23 protein-coding genes and 1 pseudogene are annotated in these 20681 nt (G+C 63.9%); 13 read left to right on the forward strand and 11 right to left on the reverse strand.

Features of this window, described 5'->3' with window-relative positions:
* The first annotated feature begins 64 nt into the window (after window positions 1-64).
* Window positions 65-286, forward strand: a complete 222-nt coding sequence (locus A5766_RS20320; protein ID WP_064906167.1) for a hypothetical protein — start codon at window positions 65-67, stop codon at window positions 284-286.
* Between the two features lie 100 nt (window positions 287-386).
* Here the strand turns inward: A5766_RS20320 and A5766_RS20325 are convergent, their stop codons facing one another.
* Window positions 387-1049: a response regulator gene (locus tag A5766_RS20325; RefSeq protein ID WP_005203110.1), complete on the reverse strand. Its 663-nt coding sequence runs from the start codon at window positions 1047-1049 to the stop codon at window positions 387-389.
* Complete coding sequence (locus A5766_RS20330; protein WP_005203108.1) at window positions 1046-2203, reverse strand: sensor histidine kinase; 1158 nt, start codon at window positions 2201-2203, stop codon at window positions 1046-1048. The genes A5766_RS20325 and A5766_RS20330 overlap by 4 nt, the downstream gene beginning before the upstream one ends.
* Window positions 2204-2295: 92 nt before the next feature.
* Here A5766_RS20330 and A5766_RS20335 point away from each other — a divergent pair, with 92 nt between their 5' ends.
* Together A5766_RS20335 and A5766_RS20340 are read left to right on the forward strand one after the other, a co-directional pair.
* A complete protein-coding gene (locus A5766_RS20335) occupies window positions 2296-3180 on the forward strand; it encodes a sterol desaturase family protein (protein WP_039854532.1) in 885 nt (294 codons plus the stop codon).
* Between the two features lie 125 nt (window positions 3181-3305).
* Window positions 3306-3659, forward strand: coding sequence for a 5'-methylthioadenosine/S-adenosylhomocysteine nucleosidase (locus tag A5766_RS20340; RefSeq protein ID WP_168431270.1), 354 nt, complete (start codon window positions 3306-3308; stop codon window positions 3657-3659).
* Window positions 3660-3813: 154 nt separating this feature from the next.
* On the opposite strand, the gene A5766_RS20345 is transcribed toward A5766_RS20340, so the two are convergent.
* Window positions 3814-4734 (reverse strand): AraC family transcriptional regulator, encoded by a 921-nt coding sequence (locus A5766_RS20345; RefSeq protein WP_231894746.1) that lies wholly within the window; start codon window positions 4732-4734, stop codon window positions 3814-3816.
* 82 nt (window positions 4735-4816) lie between these two features.
* On the opposite strand from A5766_RS20345, the gene A5766_RS20350 reads away from it, so the two are divergent.
* Window positions 4817-5257 (forward strand): anthrone oxygenase family protein, encoded by a 441-nt coding sequence (locus A5766_RS20350; RefSeq protein WP_231894747.1) that lies wholly within the window; start codon window positions 4817-4819, stop codon window positions 5255-5257.
* 124 nt (window positions 5258-5381) lie between these two features.
* Here A5766_RS20350 and A5766_RS20355 read toward each other — a convergent pair whose 3' ends face one another.
* The 4 genes and pseudogenes from A5766_RS20355 to mhpA form a co-directional block, all read right to left on the reverse strand.
* On the reverse strand, window positions 5382-6311 hold the full coding sequence (locus A5766_RS20355; protein ID WP_005203101.1) for an amidohydrolase family protein: 930 nt from the start codon (window positions 6309-6311) through the stop codon (window positions 5382-5384).
* Window positions 6312-6339: 28 nt separating this feature from the next.
* On the reverse strand, window positions 6340-7377 hold the full coding sequence (locus tag A5766_RS20360) for a VOC family protein (protein ID WP_231894748.1): 1038 nt from the start codon (window positions 7375-7377) through the stop codon (window positions 6340-6342).
* Window positions 7374-8240, reverse strand: coding sequence for an alpha/beta fold hydrolase (locus A5766_RS20365; RefSeq protein ID WP_005203097.1), 867 nt, complete (start codon window positions 8238-8240; stop codon window positions 7374-7376). Before A5766_RS20365 ends, A5766_RS20360 begins: the two co-directional genes overlap by 4 nt.
* A gap of 10 nt (window positions 8241-8250) precedes the next feature.
* Window positions 8251-9813 (reverse strand): annotated as a pseudogene (gene mhpA, locus A5766_RS20370) (bifunctional 3-(3-hydroxy-phenyl)propionate/3-hydroxycinnamic acid hydroxylase MhpA).
* 163 nt (window positions 9814-9976) lie between these two features.
* On the opposite strand from mhpA, the gene A5766_RS20375 reads away from it, so the two are divergent.
* The 5 genes from A5766_RS20375 to A5766_RS20395 are packed head-to-tail and all read left to right on the forward strand — an operon-like array spanning window position 9977 to window position 14568.
* On the forward strand, window positions 9977-10606 hold the full coding sequence (locus tag A5766_RS20375) for a TetR/AcrR family transcriptional regulator (protein ID WP_005203092.1): 630 nt from the start codon (window positions 9977-9979) through the stop codon (window positions 10604-10606).
* Window positions 10603-11397 carry a 2-keto-4-pentenoate hydratase gene (locus A5766_RS20380; RefSeq protein WP_064868359.1) on the forward strand — a complete coding sequence of 265 codons (795 nt, stop codon included), beginning with the start codon at window positions 10603-10605 and terminating at the stop codon, window positions 11395-11397. Before A5766_RS20375 ends, A5766_RS20380 begins: the two co-directional genes overlap by 4 nt.
* 11 nt (window positions 11398-11408) lie before the next feature.
* Entirely contained in the window at window positions 11409-12365 is a 957-nt protein-coding gene (locus A5766_RS20385) for an acetaldehyde dehydrogenase (acetylating) (protein ID WP_064868362.1), read from the forward strand.
* Window positions 12362-13402: a 4-hydroxy-2-oxovalerate aldolase gene (gene dmpG / locus A5766_RS20390; protein WP_005203086.1), complete on the forward strand. Its 1041-nt coding sequence runs from the start codon at window positions 12362-12364 to the stop codon at window positions 13400-13402. Before A5766_RS20385 ends, dmpG begins: the two co-directional genes overlap by 4 nt.
* Before the next feature lie 35 nt (window positions 13403-13437).
* On the forward strand, window positions 13438-14568 hold the full coding sequence (locus A5766_RS20395; RefSeq protein ID WP_064868365.1) for an amidohydrolase family protein: 1131 nt from the start codon (window positions 13438-13440) through the stop codon (window positions 14566-14568).
* 124 nt (window positions 14569-14692) lie between these two features.
* Here A5766_RS20395 and A5766_RS20400 read toward each other — a convergent pair whose 3' ends face one another.
* Together A5766_RS20400 and A5766_RS20405 are read right to left on the reverse strand one after the other, a co-directional pair.
* The gene (locus tag A5766_RS20400) at window positions 14693-15085 is read right to left on the reverse strand and encodes a TIGR03618 family F420-dependent PPOX class oxidoreductase (protein ID WP_005203081.1); all 393 of its coding nucleotides are present in this window, start codon (window positions 15083-15085) and stop codon (window positions 14693-14695) included.
* 69 nt (window positions 15086-15154) lie between these two features.
* The gene (locus A5766_RS20405) at window positions 15155-16870 is read right to left on the reverse strand and encodes an acyl-CoA dehydrogenase (RefSeq protein ID WP_005203079.1); all 1716 of its coding nucleotides are present in this window, start codon (window positions 16868-16870) and stop codon (window positions 15155-15157) included.
* 187 nt (window positions 16871-17057) lie between these two features.
* Here A5766_RS20405 and A5766_RS20410 point away from each other — a divergent pair, with 187 nt between their 5' ends.
* On the forward strand, window positions 17058-17588 hold the full coding sequence (locus A5766_RS20410) for an LppP/LprE family lipoprotein (RefSeq protein WP_005203077.1): 531 nt from the start codon (window positions 17058-17060) through the stop codon (window positions 17586-17588).
* A 54-nt stretch (window positions 17589-17642) separates the two neighbouring features.
* Entirely contained in the window at window positions 17643-18185 is a 543-nt protein-coding gene (locus A5766_RS20415; RefSeq protein ID WP_141630789.1) for a GNAT family N-acetyltransferase, read from the forward strand.
* A gap of 4 nt (window positions 18186-18189) precedes the next feature.
* Here A5766_RS20415 and A5766_RS20420 read toward each other — a convergent pair whose 3' ends face one another.
* Entirely contained in the window at window positions 18190-19434 is a 1245-nt protein-coding gene (locus A5766_RS20420; RefSeq protein WP_005203073.1) for an acyl-CoA dehydrogenase family protein, read from the reverse strand.
* Between the two features lie 130 nt (window positions 19435-19564).
* On the opposite strand from A5766_RS20420, the gene A5766_RS20425 reads away from it, so the two are divergent.
* The gene (locus A5766_RS20425) at window positions 19565-19930 is read left to right on the forward strand and encodes a TraR/DksA family transcriptional regulator (RefSeq protein WP_005203071.1); all 366 of its coding nucleotides are present in this window, start codon (window positions 19565-19567) and stop codon (window positions 19928-19930) included.
* A 115-nt stretch (window positions 19931-20045) separates the two neighbouring features.
* Window positions 20046-20324 carry a hypothetical protein gene (locus A5766_RS20430; RefSeq protein WP_005203070.1) on the forward strand — a complete coding sequence of 93 codons (279 nt, stop codon included), beginning with the start codon at window positions 20046-20048 and terminating at the stop codon, window positions 20322-20324.
* Window positions 20325-20423: 99 nt separating this feature from the next.
* On the opposite strand, the gene A5766_RS24765 is transcribed toward A5766_RS20430, so the two are convergent.
* Entirely contained in the window at window positions 20424-20681 is a 258-nt protein-coding gene (locus A5766_RS24765; protein ID WP_005203068.1) for a hypothetical protein, read from the reverse strand.

Below are 20681 nucleotides of genomic sequence, written 5' to 3' on the forward strand. Positions count from 1 at the left end.
GAATTCGAGACCATCATCAACCACGAGGCCCCTCAGGCCGCGTGACTAACCCTGTCACCTATCCGTGCACCAGGCCCGCTCCCGCGTCGAGTTCCGTGACTTCTTCAAAGCACACTATGGACCGATCATCGCCGTCTACCGCTTTATCGCCGACGACGCGACGCGCACCGCCGAGCTCGACACGGCTGTATCAGCCCTGGCCGACGAGTACCTCATCGACGGCCGGATGGAGTGGAAGTACTTGCTGGCGGTAGGTCGGCGCGCCGCTCCGCTTGCGCTTTCGTAGTCGTCGATGGTGTGCGATGCGCGAATCCACCTCATCTGTCACTCGTCACCTTCGGCGCCGCTGAAGGTGAACCGCGACAGATGAGGTGCAGTCGTCGGCGTCAGGGACGCGTCACGGCAGACAGTCGGTGCCGGTGCACGTACACCACGGCCTGAATGCGGTCGCGCACGCCAAGTTTAGCCAGGATGTGGGATACGTGAGTCTTGACCGTCTGCTCCCCCAGGTACAGTTCGGCGGCGATCTCAGCGTTGCTGTGTGCCTCGGCCATGAGGAGCAGTACCTCGAATTCGCGTGCCGTCAGCGTCGCCACCTCCGGGGGCACCGGCACCTCGGTCAGAGTGTCGGCGACGCGGGCTGCCAAACGGCGCGTCATGGCGGGATCGATCACCGAATCACCGCGCGCCACAATGCGAATCGCGCCGACGATCTCTTCCGGAGGCGACGACTTGAGTAGAAAGCCTGAGGCCCCGGCACGCAGCGCGGTGGCGAGCACCTTCTCACTGTCGTAGGTCGTGAGCATCAGGATCTTGGCGTCGGTGGCGGCGATGATCGGCTCGATGGCGGCGACACCGTCGAGCCTGGGCATTCGCACATCGAGTACCACCACGGCTGGTTGGACCCGCTGAGCCGCCTCGATCGCGGCGCGGCCGTCGTCTGCTTCGGCAACGCACGAAGTATCAGGGCCGGCGTCGATGACGGCCTTGAGTCCCGCGCGGAACACGGCGTGGTCGTCGGCGACGAGAACGGTGATGGGTTCGGTCATCGTGTACTCACCGGGATCTCGACAAGGGTGCGCCATTGCCCCAATTCGTCGGCGCCGCATTCTACGCGGCCGTCGAACAACTCTGCGCGACGCCGCATACCGTCGAGTCCGCGGTGCAGCGAGTCGCCTGTGTAGACCTCGGCCGCAATGGGATTCGACTCGTCGATGACGATTCGCGATCGATCTCGGCGAACCTTGAGGCAGGCCGATCCGTCGCCGTGACGCAATGCATTGGTCAGCAATTCCTGGACGATTCGATACACGATGACGTCGAGCGATTTCGGCAACGTGACCAGTCCGCGCGGAAGGTTGATGTCCACACAGAGTCCGGCCCGACCGACAGACTCGACCAGCTCGGGGATGTTGGCGAGGCCGGGTTGCACCTCGCCCGCGTCGTCGCGACCGTGCAGGATGTCGAGTTGCAGACGAAGGTCTTTCATGGCCGCCTGGCTCGATGTCTCGACCGCCCGCAGTGATCGCTCCGACGCCTCGATGTTCGATCCGAGGGTCATTCGGGCCGCGCCTGCGTGGATGCCTATCGCACTGACGTGGTGGGAGATGACATCGTGCAGATCACGGGCGATGGCCTCGCGCTCGTCGGCGAGAGCTTTGGCCAGCGCTGCGTGGTCACTCTTCCGCTGCATCTCCAGTTTGGTGACGTAGGCGCCTCCGGCGGCGGTGTACCGGCCAACGAGCCACGGGATCAACGCATTCGAGACCGCGATGGCGGGAATCATCCACCACACATCGGCTGAGCCGTTGAGATATGCCGCCGTCGCGACTCCTGCCATCAGCACTGGCAACACGGTCGCCGAAGCCCGGGCGGGCAGCCATGCGCCGGCTCGGTAACCGGCGACCAGCACGCCGACGTTGCCGATACCGGCCGCGAGTGCGTAGTGGCTCAGCAGTAGGCACGCGAGGATACGTGTGATCACCTGAATGTAGGCAACCACGGCTGTGGTGCTGGGGCGTAGGGCAAGACAGAGGTCGGCGGCGACCAGCGTGATCGTCATCGTGAGCGCCGCAATCGGGGCGGCAGAGAAGATCCCCGAGGAAATGAAGAGCATCGCGTCGATCACGGCGGCGAACAGTGCCACCAGGAGTGACTGACGTTCGAGCGACTTTCGAACGGCGACGAGTCCTGGCTCCGGCATGTGTGAAGGCTAGTCGACTCCCCCGTGAGAGGGAGGGAAAATCAGTTCTTCGCGGGATGTTTGTGCAGGTCACCGTCAATAGAGTTCTGCACATGAACGCAACCAGTACTTTGCTCCTCGCGGCTGTACCTGCATTTATCTTGCTCTCGATCGTCGAATACGTTGACCACAGACGAGACCGCGACGCCACACATACGTTCTCCAAACGTTCTGTGCGCGACTACGTCGGAAACTGGGCCACGTACCTGATCAACACGGCCGCCAAGGCGCTTACTCAGTACATCCTGCCGTTCTCGACGATCGTCGTCGCCTCAGCGCTCACGCCGCTGCACTTGTCGGCCAAGCACTGGTGGGTGTGGGTGGCATGCCTGGTCGTCACCGACTTCTGCTACTACTGGGCGCACCGCGGCGACCACCGCATCCGGCTCCTCTGGGCCGCACACAGCGTGCACCACTCCAGCAACTACTTCAATCTGTCCACAAACCTGCGGCTGCCCTGGTTTCACCCTGTGTCCTACACACTGCGCAGCCTCGCCTGGCTCCCCGCGGCCCTACTGGGATTCCCGGTCTGGATGATTCTCCTACTCAACACAGCCGGTCTGCTCTTCCAGATCCCGTTCCATACCCAACGTATCGACAAGCTATGGGCGCCTTGGGAGTTCATTTTCAACAGCCCGTCCCACCACCGCGTTCACCATGGATCGAACCAGCCTTACATCGACAAGAACTATGGCGGTGTGTTCATCATCTGGGATCGCATTTTCGGTTCGTATGCCGAGGAGACCGAGCCGGTGCGGTACGGACTTCTCCACGACGTGGAGACCCAGAATCCCATCAAGTACAACTACGTCGAGACAGTGAACATGCTTCGCGACACAGCGCGCGCTCAGACGTGGCGCGGCCGCCTCGGCTACCTCTTCGGGCCTCCCGGATACGCCGAGAAGAACAAGTCCGACGACGAACTCATCACAGCCTGAAGTTCACGACGCCACGCCGCCTCCCCACACGGGGAGGCGGCGCCGCGCGTTGCCCCATACCGCGTATGGGGGGCTATCGAAATGTCATGGTGCTGCGCAGTCCGACGATGGTCGACGATGTAGACGTGACTGCACGTCGAACAATCCCGGCCACGATCGCGACGCACGCTGCGGAGATCCGGGGCAAGCCGATCGTCGCAGCGATGACAGGAGTCGGCATCGTCAATGCCACCCACGCCGCCAACGCATCGTTTGCAGACCTCACCTGCTCGCGGCACGGCCTTCGGATCGCCCGGATCGTCTTCTCCGGCACGGCAGGTGGTTTACCGCCGGCGGGCATCGGCGATGTCGCGGTTCCGGCAACGTGCAGGCCTCGCTCGTTGATTCGACGCCATTCCTGGCTGGGCGTTTCGCCGCCGTGCGGTAGGTCGCGGCGGCGCTGGGCCAACCGCCGTTACGCCGACCCTCGCGTGCGATGAGCGAACCCGCACCTCATCTGTCGCTCGGCACCTTCGGCAGTGCAGAAGGTAGATCGTCACAGATGAGGTGCGGTCTCGATGAGTGCCGGCTCTCGACCCACGACGACGTCGACCCGCGCGTTCGACGCGGCGCACCGCCGGCTGCGCCGCGCACTCATCGACGCTCGCGGCGGTAGTGCGAAGGGCTCGTCCCGTGCATCGTCTTGAACGCGTTGCTGAACGAGAACGCTGATCCGTAGCCGATCCGCCGGGCAATCGTCTCGAGGCCGTCGTCGGATGCGACGAGTGCGTCGGCAGCCAGGGTCATTCGCCAGCGCGTGAGATATCTCGCGGGCGTCTCCCCCACGCTGTCACGAAACTTGGCGGCCAAGCCGGACCTGGAAACGTGCAGCGCTGCGGCGAGTGCTGTTACCGTCCAAGGCTTCTCGGGTGAGTCGTGGATCAGGTCGAGCGCGCCGGCAACCGTCGGATCGAGTGTGCCGGACAGCCACCCGGGCCCCGCCAAGGGTCCGGCGGCGCGAATGGTGGAGGCCACCACAACGTCGAGCAGGCGGTCGATGACGAAGCTGTGTCCCGGTTTCGCGTCGGCGAGTTCCTGACGCAACAGAGCGAGTGTCGTTTCGTCGACGCCGCCGCGCGGAAGCACTGTGAAGTCGGGCAACTGCTCGGTGAGATGTCGCCCGACCTGGGATGCCGACGCATAGGTTCCGACGAGGAGCTGGTCGGCTCCGTCGCTGTGATTGCCCCACGTCAGCAGACCTCGGTGTACCGCAGACTGCATCGACTCGTGGAGCGCAATGCACTTGCCGCCCTCCACGATTCGAACGGTCGGGGCGCGGTCAGGCTCGTCGGCCACCACGTAGCGCGGCCCGTGCGCGACCAATGCGACCTGCCCCGCCGTCAGAAGCACTTCCTCTTCCGATCCCACGAGCCACGCCGATCCGCGGTCGACGGCGATCACGGTGAGTGGGGCGCCGTCGTCGATGTCGACCGACCACGGTGCGCTCATGGACAGTCGGAGTGAGAACAAGCCCTGTGCCCGAAGCCCGGACAGCATCCTGAACAGAGGGTCCACAACCTCAGATTAGACGTTTGCGTATGAATATCGGGCCTTTTCGGCATGGATAACGCCAAAGCGTCGACAGATGCTTGTAGTCATGACAATGAAATTGCTGATCGGGTCGGCCGTGCTCTGCAGCGCAGTGCTCGGAGGTTTCTATTTCGCCTACGCCACGGTGATGGCGGCCTTGAGCGGAGTCGACGGCGCTGACGCGATGCGCAGGATGAACTCCGCTGTGGAGCGTCCACCCTTCCTCGCGGTCTTCTTCCTCGCGCCTGTGCTGGCCGTGGCCGTCGTGGTCGGGATCGTTGCATTCGGTCCTCGCGACGTTCGCGGACTTGCCGGGGTGATCGGTGCGGTGCTCGTCGTCGTAGCGTTCGTGACGACGGTGGCGATCAACGTGCCTCTCAACCAACGGCTTGCCGCTGGAACGGTGGACTGGGCCACGTTCGTCAGTACCTGGGGGACGTGGAACGCGGTGCGCACCTGGCTTTCAGTGGTCGGCGCACTCGGGATGGGCGTGGCCGCGTTTCGCTGAGAATCGGACGTGGTGGGTTCCAGCCGCCGAGTCTGAATATGCGCGACGAACGCTCGCACCTCATCTGTCGCAATTCACCTTCGGCACCGCCGAAGGTGAATCGACACAGATGAGGTGCGCCCAGCTATGGCTGCCGGAACATCTGCGCCGCGTTGGACCATTCGATCGCGTCACGCTGCGCGGCGTCGAGGTCTGGGTAGTTCTCCAGGTTCGCGGTGAAGTAGGCGCCGGCGACCGTGGGCGCGAAGGGCCAGTCCGAGCCGTAGGTAATGTGTCCGCGCTGCGCGAACGCCAGCAGACTGGGCAACGATGCGTTGCTGGCGGTGAGTGCAAGGTCGAAATAGAAGCTGCGGAAGTCGTCGAGAATGTCAACAATGCTGCGGCCCGTGCTACCGGCTATTGCGATCGCCATGCGGTGCGCGGCGTAGGGTACGAATCCGCCTCCGTGGCTCAGGAGAAGGCGAATATTGGGGTACCGCTGCCGAATGTTGTTGCTGACGAGCAGATATGCGGCGCGCGTTGTGTCCAGGAGAAAGTCCGTTGCGAACGGTGGAATTCCCGCTACTGCCGGACTAGGGAGTTCAGCCGGATGAATGAACGCGACCGATCCGCGTGCATTGAGTTCTTCCCAGAGCGGCTCGAGTCCGTCCTCGCCCAGGTACCTTCCCGCCGAGTTGGCAAGTAAGACAACGCCGTCGGCGTTCAGATCGTCGAGCGCTCGGATCGCTTCGGTCGCGGCCAGTGTCGGGTGTGGTGTCGGCAGCGTCGCGAAGAACCCAAACCGGCTCGACGCACCACCGGCGAGTTCTGCGCAGTAGTCGTTGATCTGCGCCGCGAGACGGGCGGCGGCGCGTGGTTCGTCGAGGAAGGTTGTTCCCGGCGTCGACACCGAAAGAATGGCGGTGCTGACCGCCAACGCATCCATTGCTTCGAGCGATAGCTCGGGGGTCCAGGCGGGTAGGTCGCGTCCTCCGGCCGCGTCGATCCCCGCGGCTTGGAGCGCCGCTCGATAGAACGGAGGGATGACGTGGTGGTGGGTGTCTATGCGCGGCATGGTGATGGGTTCTCCGTAGTTCTTTCGGTCAGTTATCCGGAATCCCTACGCCTGCAAGCGCAGTGACGGGATCTTCGTCGTGCCGGAGCGAGAGCGCGCCGCGGCGGAACTGGTCGAGTTTCTCGATGATCGTCTGACCTTCTGGTGTGTGCCCCCAGATGCTGATCCCCTTGTGGGTAGTCGGTTCCCACGTCTTCTCGTCGACGGTGATCGGGTTCCAGCCGACCTCCCATTCGAAACCGGATGGGCTCTGTGCGTAGAACGAGAGCTCTTTGTCGTTGGTGTGCTGGCCGACGGAGAGCGCCATGTCGAAGCCGAGTTGCTTGACCCGCTGATATGCCTGGGTCATGTAGTCGAGGGATGCGACCTCGATGTTGAGGTGCTGAACGCGAGTCCTGATCGGATTGATCGGCAGGGCACGGACATTGGCGATGGCGATCGAGTGATGACGCTCGTTCACCCGCAGGAATCGGATCTTGAGCTTGGCGCCGCTGATCGTCTCGTCGATGTAGTCGGTGAGCCGGGCGTCGAAGACGGTGTTGTAGTAGCCGCGCATCTGCTGCGGTTTGGTAGACGTGATCGCCACGTGCCCCATTCCTGATGTGCCGGTGACGAATCCGTGTTGGTTGGTCATCGCCAGTGGTGCATCGGTCACTCGGGCACGGGTGAAGATCTCCTGGGCCAGACGGTTGGGACCGGGAAAGCGGATCAGGCGTTCCACTCCGCGGACTGCGGCATCTTCTTCGGTGCCGGCCACAGTCGGCACACCTCGGCCGGTGACCCGACCAACGATCTGGTCGAATGCCTCATGCTTGTCGAGTTCCCATCCGAGGGCGACGACGTCTTCGGCGGGGCCGCGCACGATGATGAACCGTGCTTGGTGATCGTCGAGACGGAACCGAATCACGTCTGGCGACAACTCATCGAGGTGCATTCCGATGGCGTCTTTCCCGAATCGTCGCCACTCACTGAACTTTTGGCTTTCGATGACGATGTAGCCGAGGTGTACGTTCCCGAACACCGACGGTGCGACGGTCGTCGAGGCGCTCAACATCGGGCCGCTCATGCGTAGGTGCCGTCGAGGAAGTCGGTCACAACCTTGTTGAACAGGTCGGCTCGTTCCCACTGAACCCAATGGCCGGTTCGCGCCGGCATCAGCAGGTCGGCGTTGGGCATGGCGTCGACGAGCATCTGTCCCCCGGCCGGCCGGTTGACCTTGTCGTTCTGGCCCCAGATGACCAACGTGCGGTTCGGGAGTGTCTGGAGGCGCGAGTCGCGGGTGAAGTCCATGCGCCACAGGGTTTTCAGCGCGCCGAGACCCGAGGGACGTCGCAGCGGCGGATGTGCGACGACGTCGGGGTCGATCGAGGCCCGATAGCGCTCCTCGATTGCGCTCTCCGGTACCGCTTCGGCGTCGTAGACGAGGTAAGTGCGGATGAAGGTTTCGAGCTTGTCGCGGCTGGGCCCGGAGCCCGTGTAGTAGCCGAGTAGTGCATTAAGTCCCTTGGTGGGCGCCCCGCGCGTGGTGCCGATCCCGCCCGGTCCCATGAGCACCAGCCGGTCGACGCGGTGCGGGGTGTCCAAGGCCAGCCGCAGCGCGCAGGCGCCGCCGTAGGAGTTGCCCACCAGGTGGGCGGTGTCGAGTCCGAGGTGATCGAGTAGGGCGCGGATCGCCTCGGCAAGCGCGCCGAACGGGTCGGTTTGCTCGAGGTTCTTGCTGCTACGACCGTAGCCGGGCAGGTCGGGCACGATCACACGGAATCGGCTGGCCAGGGCGTCGACGTTGCGCGCGTAGTTCGACATACCGGAGGCACCTGGTCCGCCTCCGTGTAGCAGAACGACTGGGTCGCCGGTACCGATCTCGGTGTAGAAGATCTCGGTATCGCCATTGACTGTGACGGTGTGGGATGCGTTGTGAGGGGCCAACATCAGGCTTCCTTCATCGTGAGGTGGCGGTCGCCGCACGCAATCCTGCGGGGGGCGTTGGGAGGGTGTGTCCGGAGTCGGCAGCGCAGTAGACGAAGCCGTCGGGGCGCAGTGCAACGGCCGAAGCATGGTGCGTGCTGAACCACGTCCGCAGTGTGCCGTCGGCGTCGACGATGGCGTCGGGGGCCGGCCGTGCACCAGCCGGCAGTACTCTCAGCACTTCGACGCCGCGCGAGTGCCACGCGGTGTGGTCGCGTTCGTCGAGACCGAGCACGACCCAGCGACCGTCGAGCACGTCGTCGAGGTGAATTCGCGTTCCGTGCTCGTCAAGCACCCACGGCTGAGGGATCTGCCATCCCCGGGCGGGGTGGGTCTGCTCGCTGAAGAGCCCGTCGGAATAGTGGGCATTGGGGATCCATTTGTTGTCCACCATCCAGCGCGTGTAGATGGAGAACCTGGATGCGAACCGAAAGACGTTGTTGCGCAGGCTTGCCGCCCATGGGCGACGTTCGGTGATCACCTTGCCGGCGAATACGGCATGATCGGTTGTCTCGCGCACGTGGGGCTCACGTTCGACCTGATAGCTGTCGAGTGCTGACTCCGGAAGACTTCCGTCGACAACTGCGGCGAGTTTCCAGCACAGGTTGGCAGCGTCGCGTACGCCCGACGCCATCCCCTGTCCGATCCATGGCGGCATCGCGTGCGCGGCGTCGCCTGCCAGGAATACCCGGCCCACACGCCAACGGTCGGCTACCCGGACATGGTGGCTGTAGACGACTGCGCGGAGGATCTCGACGTTCTCCTCGGTGATGCCCTGACTCTTCAGGATGTCCCAAATAGCTTGGTGTGTAGCGAGATACTTCTCGTCTTCGCCGTCGCGGACCGGGAACTCCCACCTGTGATGCCCGAGCGGCGTCGGACAGTCAACGGTGGGACGCGCCGGGTCGCAATGAAAACGTAAGCGCGAGCTACCTTCCCAGTCGCGGAGCACCTTTGTGTCGATGACAACCCATCGCTCGGTGTAGGTCGTGCCCTGGTAGCCGATGCCCAGTTGTCCCCGGGTCGCCGACGACCCTCCATCCGCGGCAATCACATACGACGCGCGAATCCGAACGAAGCTGTCGTCGGCCAGGTCGGCGGCCAGGATCTCGACGTCGTCGGCACCGCTGAGCACCTTGAGGCTTTCGTGCCTCGTCAGCACTGTGACATTGGCAAACCGTTCCACTCCGGCGCGCAGCGTCGTGTCGACGGCAGGTTGGTAGATGAACTGCTGCGGTGGGTGACCAGCGCCTCGTGATGCCGGCTGCAGCTCCGAAAACGGCTTGCCCTCGGCGTCGACAAATGCGACGACGCCGCCGGGCAGCATGTCGCGCTGCAGGGTGTCGGCCAGGCCCACCTGCTGTTAGATACGCATGACCTCCTCGTCTGTTGAAATTGCGCGGGCGCGACCGTAGACGTCCGGATCACGTTCGAGCACAACCACATTCAGTCCTTGTTGACCGAGGAGGTTGGCCGCGGTGACCCCGGTGGGGCCATAGCCGATGATCGCCACGTCGTAGTGCGGAATGTCGGACACGGAAGTCTCCTAGAGCCTGACCTCGCCACCAGGGCGAGATGCCACATAAGCGAGCTGTAGTGATCACTACGCTAAGACCTTGACCACGGGCCGTCAAGGACTTACTGTAATGACCACTACGGCAATTGCGGCCACTCCCCGACCAATCGAGAAGGGTGATCCGATGGCAGAGACATCGCGGCGACGTCGAGCGAATGGCGAGACGTCGAGAGCCAAAATCCTCGACGCGGCAACAGAAATCGCCAGTGAGCGTGGCTACGAGGGAACGAGTATCAACCTCGTGAGCAAGCGGTGCGGGTTGCCTGCGAGTTCGATCTATTGGCATTTCACCGACAAGGACGACCTCATCGCGGCAGTCACCGAGCGAAGCTTCGGTCGATGGCTGTCGGCGTGGAGCATGCCCGACGACGGGACGGCTCGTGACCGGGTCGCGGAGATGACCATGCAGGTGGCCAAGGCGCTGCTGGAGTCACCCGACTTCCTGCGGCTCGGACTGATGCTCGCGTTGGAACGCCGACCAGTTGAGCCGCGCGCCCGCGAGATGTATCTGCAGGTGCGAGCTGAGGCTCAGGTCCGAATTCGCGAAGCAGCCAAGGAACTGTCTCCGGATCTCGACGAGGCCGCTGTCGATCAACTCGCCACCTACGCCATGGCGGGCGCCGACGGTCTGTTCATCGCCAAGGAGATCGGCGGTGACTCGGTCGATCTACCAGCGCTGTTCGAACTCCACGGACGCATGTTGATCGATGCCGCACTCCGACTCACCGAATCACCACGAGACGAGGACTCATGATCTCTCCCCTGCCACCGGCCGACCTTGACGACTGGGCTGACAGGTTGCACACCGCACTGCTCGACAGCGCACCGATTGCCCCGCTGAGCGAGAGCATTCCCGACTTCGACGTGGCCGGCGCCTATGCGATTCAGCAGCGCAATCTCACGCGACTGCTCGACGACGGGGCTCGGCTGGTCGGCCGCAAGATCGGTCTGACGTCAGCGCCCATGCAACAGTTGCTCGGCGTCGACGAGCCCGATTACGGATTCATTCTCGACACCATGGTGTATCCCGACGGAGGCGCCATTCCAGTGTCGTCGCTCTGTGCGCCGCGCGTCGAGCCGGAGATCGCGTTCCGGCTCAGCCGTCCGCTGCAGGGACCAGGTATCAGCGTCGCCGATGTCCTTGATGCGACCGACGCAGTTGGTGCTGCCCTGGAGATCGTCGACAGCCGGATCGCTGACTGGCGAATCACTCTGTGCGACACCGTCGCCGACAACGCCAGCTCTGCCGCGGTGGTCCTCGGTCCGTGGGTGCCGATCAACGACGCACCCGACCTCGACGACATTTCTGCGTCCCTGTACGTCAACGATGAGCAGGTCGACACCGGAGTTGCCACCGCGGTTCTGGGTCACCCTGCCGAGGCGGTGGCGTGGTTGGTGAACGCCCTGGCCGCGTTCGACATCGGGCTGCGGGCCGGCGAGTTCGTCATGTCCGGATCGATCACCTCAGCCGTGTTCGTTCACTCCGGCGATACTGCGGCAGCGGATCTGTCCGGTCTTGGCCGCGTATCCATCGACTTCACCTGAGGGAGCCATCGATGACCACGACTCATCGCTACCCGGTTGCCATCATCGGCTCGGGAAATATCGGCACCGATCTCATGATCAAGATCCTCCGAAGCGACGGCCCACTCGAGGTGGTTGCAATGGTGGGGATCGATCCGAGCTCCGACGGCTTGGCGCGTGCCACACGACTCGGCGTCGCCACCACCGCCGAGGGCGTCGACGGACTGCTCGCCATGGACGAATTCGCCGATGTGCGACTGGTTTTCGACGCGACGTCTGCCGGGGCGCACCGCGCCAATTGGTCCACACTCAAGCCCACCGGGGTCCGGGTGCTCGACCTCACGCCTGCGTCGATCGGTCCGTTCTGTGTGCCCGTTGTCAACCTTGACGAGCATCTGGATGCGCCGAATCTGAACATGGTGACCTGTGGCGGTCAGGCGACCGTGCCGATCGCCGCTGCTGTCGGCGCAGTTGCTCCGGTCTCGTATGCCGAGATCATCTCGTCGATCTCGTCCAAATCAGCAGGGCCCGGAACGCGTGCGAACATCGATGAGTTCACCGAGACGACCGCCGCCGCGTTGCGTGACGTCGGGGGTGCGCAGCGCGCTAAGGCAGTGATGATCCTCAACCCGGCCGACCCGCCAATCCTTATGCGCAACACCGTGTATTGCCTTGTCGACGGCGACACCGACCATACGGCGATCGAGGCGTCGATCACCGACATGGTCGAGCGCGTCAATGCCTATGTTCCCGGCTATCGGCTCAAGCAACGTGTGCAGTTCGAGACGTTCACCGCGGAGAATCCGCTCTACATCCCCGAGACCGGCAAGTTCAGCGGCACGCGGGTGACCACAATGCTCGAGGTGACGGGCGCAGCCCACTACTTGCCCGCCTACGCAGGCAATCTCGACATCATGACCTCGGCTGCGAAAGCCACCGCCGAACGCATTGCAGTTCATGCCGCGCAGACAACAGGAGCCACACGGTGAGCAAGGTGTATGTCAGCGACATCACGCTGCGAGACGGCATGCACGCGATCCGGCACCAGTACACAACCGATCAGGCGGTCACCATCGCCACGGCACTCGATGCGGCCGGTGTGGATTCGATTGAGGTGGCGCACGGCGACGGCCTTGCCGGCTCCAGTTGCATCTACGGCTTTGGTGCCCACACCGACCTGGAATGGATCGAAGCCGTTGCAGGCGTGGTGAAACGAGCGACTGTGGCTACTCTGCTCCTACCCGGGATCGGAACTGTGCAGAACCTCAAGGACGCTCATGGCGCCGGTGCGCGCACGGTGAGGGTCGCGACGCACTGCACCGAGGCAGACATCTCCGCCCAGCACATCGCCGCTGCCCGTGAACTCGACATGGACACCGTCGGCTTTCTGATGATGAGCCACATGGCCAGTCCGCAGGAGTTGGCGCGGCAAGCCGTGCTGATGGAGTCCTACGGCGCCACCTGTGTCTACGTCGTCGATTCCGGAGGCGCGATGACCATGCGTGACGTCGCCGAGCGCTGCGACGCGATGCGTGGAGTTCTGCACGGCGACACCGAGATCGGCATCCATGCACACCACAACCTCTCACTGGGCGTGGCCAACTCGCTCGTGGCTGTCGAGCATGGCGCGAATCGTGTCGACGCGTCGCTGGCGGGTATGGGCGCAGGCGCGGGCAACGCTCCGTTGGAGGTGTTCGTGGCGGCCGCGTCGAGAGCCGGAATCGAACACGGCTGTGACCTCAATGCGCTCGAAGACGCCGCCGACGACATCGTCCGCCCGTTGCAGGACCGGCCCGTGCGCGTCGATCGCGAAACGCTGACTCTCGGATACGCCGGTGTGTACTCGAGCTTTCTGCGTCACGCCGAGAGCATTGCCGAGCGCTACGACGTCGATGCCCGCAGCCTGCTGGTGGAAGCAGGCCGACGGGGCATGGTCGGCGGGCAAGAAGACATGCTCGTCGACATCGCGTTGGACTTGGTCGCCGGAAGCCGTTCTCAGACAGCCGTTCTCACCCATGACGCCTAAGCGTCCACACTCATTTCCCGAGAGGCCCACAACCGATGACTGCTGATATCAACCCGTCCTCGCCCAGCACTGGCGAGTCCTTCGGCATGAGCCGTCGGTCGCTGTTGATCGGTGCAGGCGCGGCGGCCGCAGGAGTCGCCGTCGCAACGAGCGCTGTGCCGGCGACCGCTTCGGCCGCACCGTCCGGAAGGTACCGGATCGATCTTCACGCCCATTTCCTGCCGCCTGAGTACCGTGCCGCACTGCTCGAACACGGCCATATCACCATTGGCGGATATCCCACCCCACAGTGGTCACCGGAAGCAGCGATCGACTTCATGGACCGCTGGGGGATCCAATCCCAGGCACTCTCGGTGTCTGACCCGGGTGTGTCGTTCCTGCGCGGCAAAGAGGCCCGCGATCTTGCCCGCTATTGCAATACGTACGCCGCCAGGCTCTTTCGCACACACCGCACCCGCTTCGGCGCATTCGCGGTACTGCCCATGCCCGACGTCGCGGCCTCGATCGCCGAACTCGAGTACGCACTCGACACTCTCCACCTCGACGGCGTCGTGTTGCTGTCTGCGTACGACGGCATCTACCTCGGCGATCCCCGTTTCGAGCCGCTCATGGAGGCACTCAACCGCCGCGAGGCGTTCGTCTTCGTCCATCCCGCCGCTATCCCCGACGACGCCAAACCCTCACTGCCACTGCCGGATTTCCTCGAAGAGTTCACGTTTGATACCACTCGAGCGGCGACCCTGATGCTCGCGGGCGGAACCCTGCGCCGCTACCCCGGTATCCGGTTTCAACTCGCCCACGCCGGCGGGACGCTGCCCTTCCTGTCCTGGCGCATCGGCGTGGTTGCGGAAACGCCTGTCGGCAACCATTGGCCCGTTGGTGCGCCTCGTCCCTCTGCCCTCGATGTGCAACAACTGATCCGCACCTTCTACTTCGACACCGCCCTCAGCGCGTCGGAAGCTGCGATGCGATCTGTGCTGGAGGTCGCGCCGCGCTCGCATATCGTCTTCGGCTCCGACTGGCCGTTCAGCCAGATGGTGTTCGTCGAGGGCTCAGGCGATCCCGCTCCCGGATTGAGCAAGGTCTTCACCACAGATGAGCGCTACGAGGTCGAACGCATCAACCCGCTGCAGCAACTCCCCCGGCTGCGGGCTTCCGTGAGCTGACGAACTCGGTTCTGCCGCAACATCGACGGACATATCGATTTTGCCCGCACCTCATCTGTCGCGATTTACCTTCTGTACTGCCGAAGGTAGCTGTGCACAGATGAGGTGCGGGGCCGGGCAGCCGTCACGGCACCCGCGATATCCGGTCGGCCTCGATCGTGACGATGATGCGGGTCTGCTCCTGCCCGCCGTACCAGGCGTACGGCCTGCCGGTGTACTTCTGCGCCAACTCGTTGATCGAGTCGACGCCTCCGTCGGTGGTCATCTCGACTACCCGACCGCGAATTTGAGTGAACAGCGCTGGATTCGCGGGATCAGAGACCGCGACCGCGACTCGCGGATCCCTTTCGAAATTGCGGGCCTTCTGCATGCCCGCGACGACGTTGATCACCACGTGCTTGCCATCGGTGTCGACCCAGGTCTGGGTCAACTGTGGTGATCCGTCCGGCATCACGGTTGCGACGTAGCAGAGTGCGGGCGTGCGCAGTAGTTCGACGACGTCATCAGGTAAGTCCATGTGGAGCTCCCTCGAGGTGGTTGACGCGGCTGGGCGTCGCGCACCGCCGACTGTACTGATCGCCGGCTGTCAGGCAGGCATCACGTAAGCGCCGTCGAGCTCCTTCACCTGCTGCCAGACCCTGTCGAAGGAGTCGGCATCGGCGACGGGTCGTCGGACGGCGTCGAGCGCCCACGACTGCTGTTCGGGTGTGGCCGTCGGCTTGCCGTACAGCGACACGGCGTAGCCGGAGAAGTCGCGGATCTGGAAGTCGAAGATCCGGTTGAGCAGATCGGCGTCGAGTCCGATGATCGCGGCTTGCTCGAGGATCAACTGTCCGTAGACGACCAGCGAGAACAGGTGTCCGATGGTGAGGACGAAGTCGAGGTCCTTTTGCTGCTCAGCGCTGGGCGCAGCGGTCTGCAAGAGATTCTGCAGTGCCTGCGCTTGTTCGTAGAACACCGCGACGTTCGGCACATCGGTACGCGCCGCGTACGGCGCGGTCCAATCGCCGAAGCGCACCTTGCCCGCACCGCCGACAGGCCCCTGCGCGAAGAAGAATGCGTCGTCGGTGGCGTCGAGTCGCGTCTCGATCTCTGGGTACTCGACCGGTCCGAACAGGTAGTTGGGCATGAACTTGAGGATCTGCCCGACGTTGACGTGCACGGTGCCCTCGAGCCGCGGCAGCCAACCGATGAAGCGGTTGGCCTGGTGGAAGTACGTATTCTTCTCGTAGCCCTTGGCGGCGATCGCGTCGAGTAGCAGGGTCATCACGGTTTCGCCCTCGGAGGTCACCTTCGACTTCGTCACCGGGTTGAACAGTAGGTAGCGGCGGTCGTCGAGGCTCGCCGAACGGAAGTAGTCGACGGCGCGGTCGCTGAACAGCTTCATTGCCGACAGTCGCGCGAACGCGTCGACAAAATTGCCTTGGACGTGCGAGAAGTCGGTGACCGGGTTGCCGTAGAGGATCCGGTTGTTGGCGTGGTCGATCGCCTCGTACAGCGAATGCGTACACATCCCGACCGAACCGTGACACAGGTTGAACTTTCCGACGTTGACCGTGTTCAACGCGGCGGCGAAGGCTTCGGGGCCGGTGTGCAGGATGTCGTCGGCGCTGACCGGATAGTTGTCGAGCTCGAAGGTCGACACGAACATCTGTCCGTGCACGACGTTGTCGATGAGACGGTAGTTCTCGTGTCTGCTGTCGACGGCGAAGAACACGTAGCCGTCGGGTCCCTCGATGTCGGCGCGGCGGCCGAATACCGACACCATGCCCGCGACGTTGCCGTTGCCGATGTAGTACTTGGTGCCCGACGCGGTGAATCCGCCCGCACCGTCGTCGGTCAGCACCATGTCGGTGCTGTACACGTCTGCGCCATGGGTTCGTTCCGACAACCCGAAGGCCATCACCTCGCCATCGAGAAGCTGCTGTGCCGCTTTGGTTTTGGCGACCTCGTTGCTCGACATCCAGATCGGCCCGAGACCCAGAATGGTGACCTGCTCGGCGTACCAGTACGACAGACCGTAGAAGCCGAAGATCTCGCTGAGCGCGGCATTGCGCGCGGCGTCCCAGCGTCGGTTCTCGTCGCCGTCGGCATATGCGGCGGGCGTGAGGAACGTCGCGAACAGCTTTTCCTTCTTCTCGAACTCGAGGAAGTCGCTGACCCACTCGGCGTTCAGATCGGCCTGCAGCAGGCGTTCCTTGCCGTAGGACTCGAAAAAGTCGATCGTCGCGCGCAGCAACCTGCGGGTTTCGGCGTCGAACTGCGAGTAGTCGTTGGTGGCAGGGTTCAGCAGCAGACTCATGGGGCCAAGCGTAGCCAGTCGGGCAATGCGCCCAGAGATCGACCATCCACCGTCAATGGGTCTGGTCCACTCGGTAACGATCGCGCGTCTGCCCTGCATCGAAAGGTACGGCGGCTAACGCGCCACGACGTCGAGCCGAAAGTCCCCACAGGGCCGGGAAACGTCCACTCGAACCTTGGAGTCATCAATGTCTCGTCGTCGCACACGTGTACTGAGTTTCCTCGCCGCATCCGCATTCCTGACGTCGCTGGCGGCAGCGCCCGCAGCAGCTGCCCCGCCGGGCGCCCAGGCTGCCGGTACCTCCGTCGGCGGAGCATGCCTGTCGGTCGCTTCGTCGGAAGTGCAGCGCGGACTCCGCCAGATAGGTCCGCCACTCGGCCGAAACGATCTGCACTGGGTGCTGCGCGCCAAGTCGAACGACCGCACCCCGTGGTGCCCGCCACTGATGTGGGCCGCGTTCGACACGTCGGGCGGCACGGGTTCGTCGCCCGTGGCCGTGCTGCTGTTCCGACCCGGAAAGTACCTCGGCTCCGCCGGGAAGCCCACCGGCTTCGTGTCGGTGACGGGTTCGACGCCGATCAGCGTCACGATTACCTACAAGTGGCTGAATCCGGGTGACGCGAACGCCAACCCGACGGGCGGTCCCGTCTCGTCAACCTATGTGGGACTGTGGGATTCGTTCTTCCGCTTCGGTGAGCTCCGGCCTCCCGGAAAGTGAGTTCGACGCCGCGCTCGTCGAGCATCGCCGCGCACGTTGGCTATGCTGCCGACCATGCACACCGAGATCGTCGACGCGGCGCGCCTAACCGGAGATCCGCAGGCGCGCCAGCGGTTTGCCCGCGAAGCGCACCAGATCTTGTTCGGCTTGGTCCGCGACGGCGCTGCGCTCGGATGGGTTGATCCGCCGGCAGAAGCCGAGGTGGCCGAGCTGATCGACGAGATCCTCAGCCATGTCGCAGTCGGCGACGCGTCGCTACGGGCTGCGTACGTCGACGATGTGCTTGTGGGCCTTGGCTACTGGAGTCGCTATGCCCGGCCGACGCATCGGCCGCACGCCGACATCGAGAAGATCGCCGTCAGCCCGAGTGCTCAGGGCATGGGGATCGGTCGCGCGCTGACGGCCGCCCTGATCAACGATGCCAGGGCAGCCGGCGTCGAAGTACTCACCTTGGATGCGCGCGGCGACAACATCACGGCGTTGTCCCTGTACGAATCCCTGGGTTTCACCGAGTACGGACGCCTACCGAGATTCGTCGCGTTCGGGGAACGCCGCTACGACAAGGTCTTCCTGATGATCGATCTGCGCTCGACGTGAGGCACTATGCCTTCGCGTCTCCGGCGCCCGCAGCGGTATCGGTGCGCACACCGGCACTCCAGGCATACGGTAGATCGGCTCCGTTGAGCAGGTAGTCGCCGATCGACCGCAGCTTCTGGTTGATCGGGTTGTGCACGGCAAGGGTACGTGCGTTGCGCCAATGCCTGTCCAGCGCAAGCTCTTCCGCCACGATCGACGCCCCGCCGACCTCGAAGAGTTCGTTCGTCGCCGCGAGTACCTGGGCCGCGATCGCGGCCTGCGCCTGTCCTGCGGCAAGCTCGACCCGCGTGATCGCCTCGGCGTCCTCGGGGTCGTTCGCGAGCAGTTCGTCGAGGAGATCCGCGACGGCAAGGACGCTCGATCGTGCCGAAAACGCGGTGGCCGAGAGGCGTCCGACGATCTCCTGAACCAGCGGGTCGTCACGCTGACGATCGGCGACGGAATGGGTGAATGTGCGCTCGCGCTTGGACACCCATTCGATCAGGTCGTCGGTCGCGCGTTGCGCGATACCCGCGAGGCCGGCCAACTGGAACAGTTGAAGGTAGGCGGTGGCATACGTGGGGCCGGCTGCTCCGTATCCGGGACCGAGGATCTCGTCGTCGTGGACGACGACATCGGTGAAAATGGTTGTGCCACTTGCGGTCAGACGCTGGCCGAAGCCGCGCCAGTCGTCGATACGCTTGACGCCCTCCCGTGTTGCCGGAACGAGGACGCTGACCCGTTCACCGTCGCGATCAGCGGCCACGAGGATGTGGTCGGCATACAACGAGCCTGTGCTGTAGAACTTCTCGCCGTTCAACCGCCACTCGTCGCCCGTTCGGGTCAGTACGGTGCGGTAGCCGTCGATGGCGCCCGCGCCTGGTTCGGTGATCGCGTTGCCCACCAGGATGCCGTCGGCGATGGCGGAAATCAGTCGGTCGTTACGTGCGATGAGCTGGTCTTCGACAAACGAGAAGTGGACGCGCAGCGCCTGTGTGATGTTGGAATCTGCTGCGGCGAGCGCGATCAATTCGGTGAACAGGTCGCGCACCGACGCGCCGGAGCCACCGAGTTCGACGGGCAGCCGCTGTGCGCCGAAACGACGCTCCCACAGCAGCGCGACCTCGGGGTGCGCAAGAGTGCGCGACCGCTCGCGCTCGACCGCACCCGCGGCGATGGTCGCGTACACGTCGTCGAACGTGGCGGGGTCGAAACTGGTGGGACGGTCGTCGACCTGTGCAGGACGATCCGGCGTCAAAGAAGTGGTCATGGGAAGTCAAGCTGTCATGTTCGTGCGTCGGTGGCACCCGTTGTGCTCACGGGGATGTTTACTCGGCGAGGATGTTGGTGCCCGTTCGCGCCTCGGACGTGGCAGATCCCCGACGTAGAATCTTGCTGACATGACCTCGCAGAACCAGTCCATCGATACGCTCGTGGCAGAGCGCAATCGAACGGTGGAATTGATCGAGTCACTGTCTGCACGGCTGGCCGCGGTGCTCGAGGCGACCTCCGACGAGGCGTCCGACGACGAGCACGACCCAGAGGGATCGACGCTCGCCGTCGAGCGCGGACACCTCGTCGCTCAACTCCAGCGTTCGCGCGACCGGCTGGTCGAGATCGATTCCGCAGTCGAGCGGGTCGAGCGTGGCTCGTACGGACGATGTGAGACGTGCGGCGAGCAGATCGATCCCGAACGGCTCGACGTCTTGCCCGCCGCACGCCAGTGCATCGACTGCGCCAGAAAGGGTTCGACGCGCCGGTGGTGATGCGCCGTTCACACAAGAGCACCGCGACGCTCGTTCAAGCAACCGACGCAACACTTTTCAAGGCCCCACCAACCTGCAAGAGTTGAGCCCCAGACCAGACGAGGGGGCAGATCTCATGGCACGCACTCCCAAGCGCTCGATCTTCTCCGACAAGGCACAACCTGCCTTGAATCCCGTGGAGGTCGATCGCGGTCGTCGAGCCGCACGAGCCGCCGTCAACACTGCACGAGGATCGTTGTGGCTCACCAAGAAGCGGCTCTACCGGCGGTACCGCGACAACGCAGGCGACCGCTTCCTCGACTGGCCGCGCTGGGAAGCCGCGTATCTCGCTGAGTACGGATCTTCGACGCCAGGGGTCGGCAACAAAGCCACCGATTACAGCGGCTACGCCTGACACGTCGTGGGCCAACCCGGCCTCCGACCGCAAGGTTCCAGACGTCTCCCGTTTTCAGTCAATCTCGGAGGTGCCTGACTGTAAAAGGCCAGGTCGGCTTTACGAAGACGGTTCAGAAATGACTGAAAACGGGAAGCCGAGCAGGCCTGGTGCGACCAACCGGGCGGTATCGCGGCTGATGAGGGAGTAATCTCCTCCGAAATGCAGGCTAGTGAACTGCATCACACCTGTGGAGGTGCGGCGATGACCGGTCCCGCTGAACGCGTTCTGCTGCGTCGACACCATCAAAGCCAACTCCATCAAAGTCGACTCCATCAAAGTCAAGACCGTCAAAGCCAACACCATGAGAAACCCCAT

This window comes from Gordonia sp. 852002-51296_SCH5728562-b (assembly GCF_001665475.1).
Taxonomy (GTDB): Bacteria; Actinomycetota; Actinomycetes; order Mycobacteriales; family Mycobacteriaceae; genus Gordonia; species Gordonia sputi.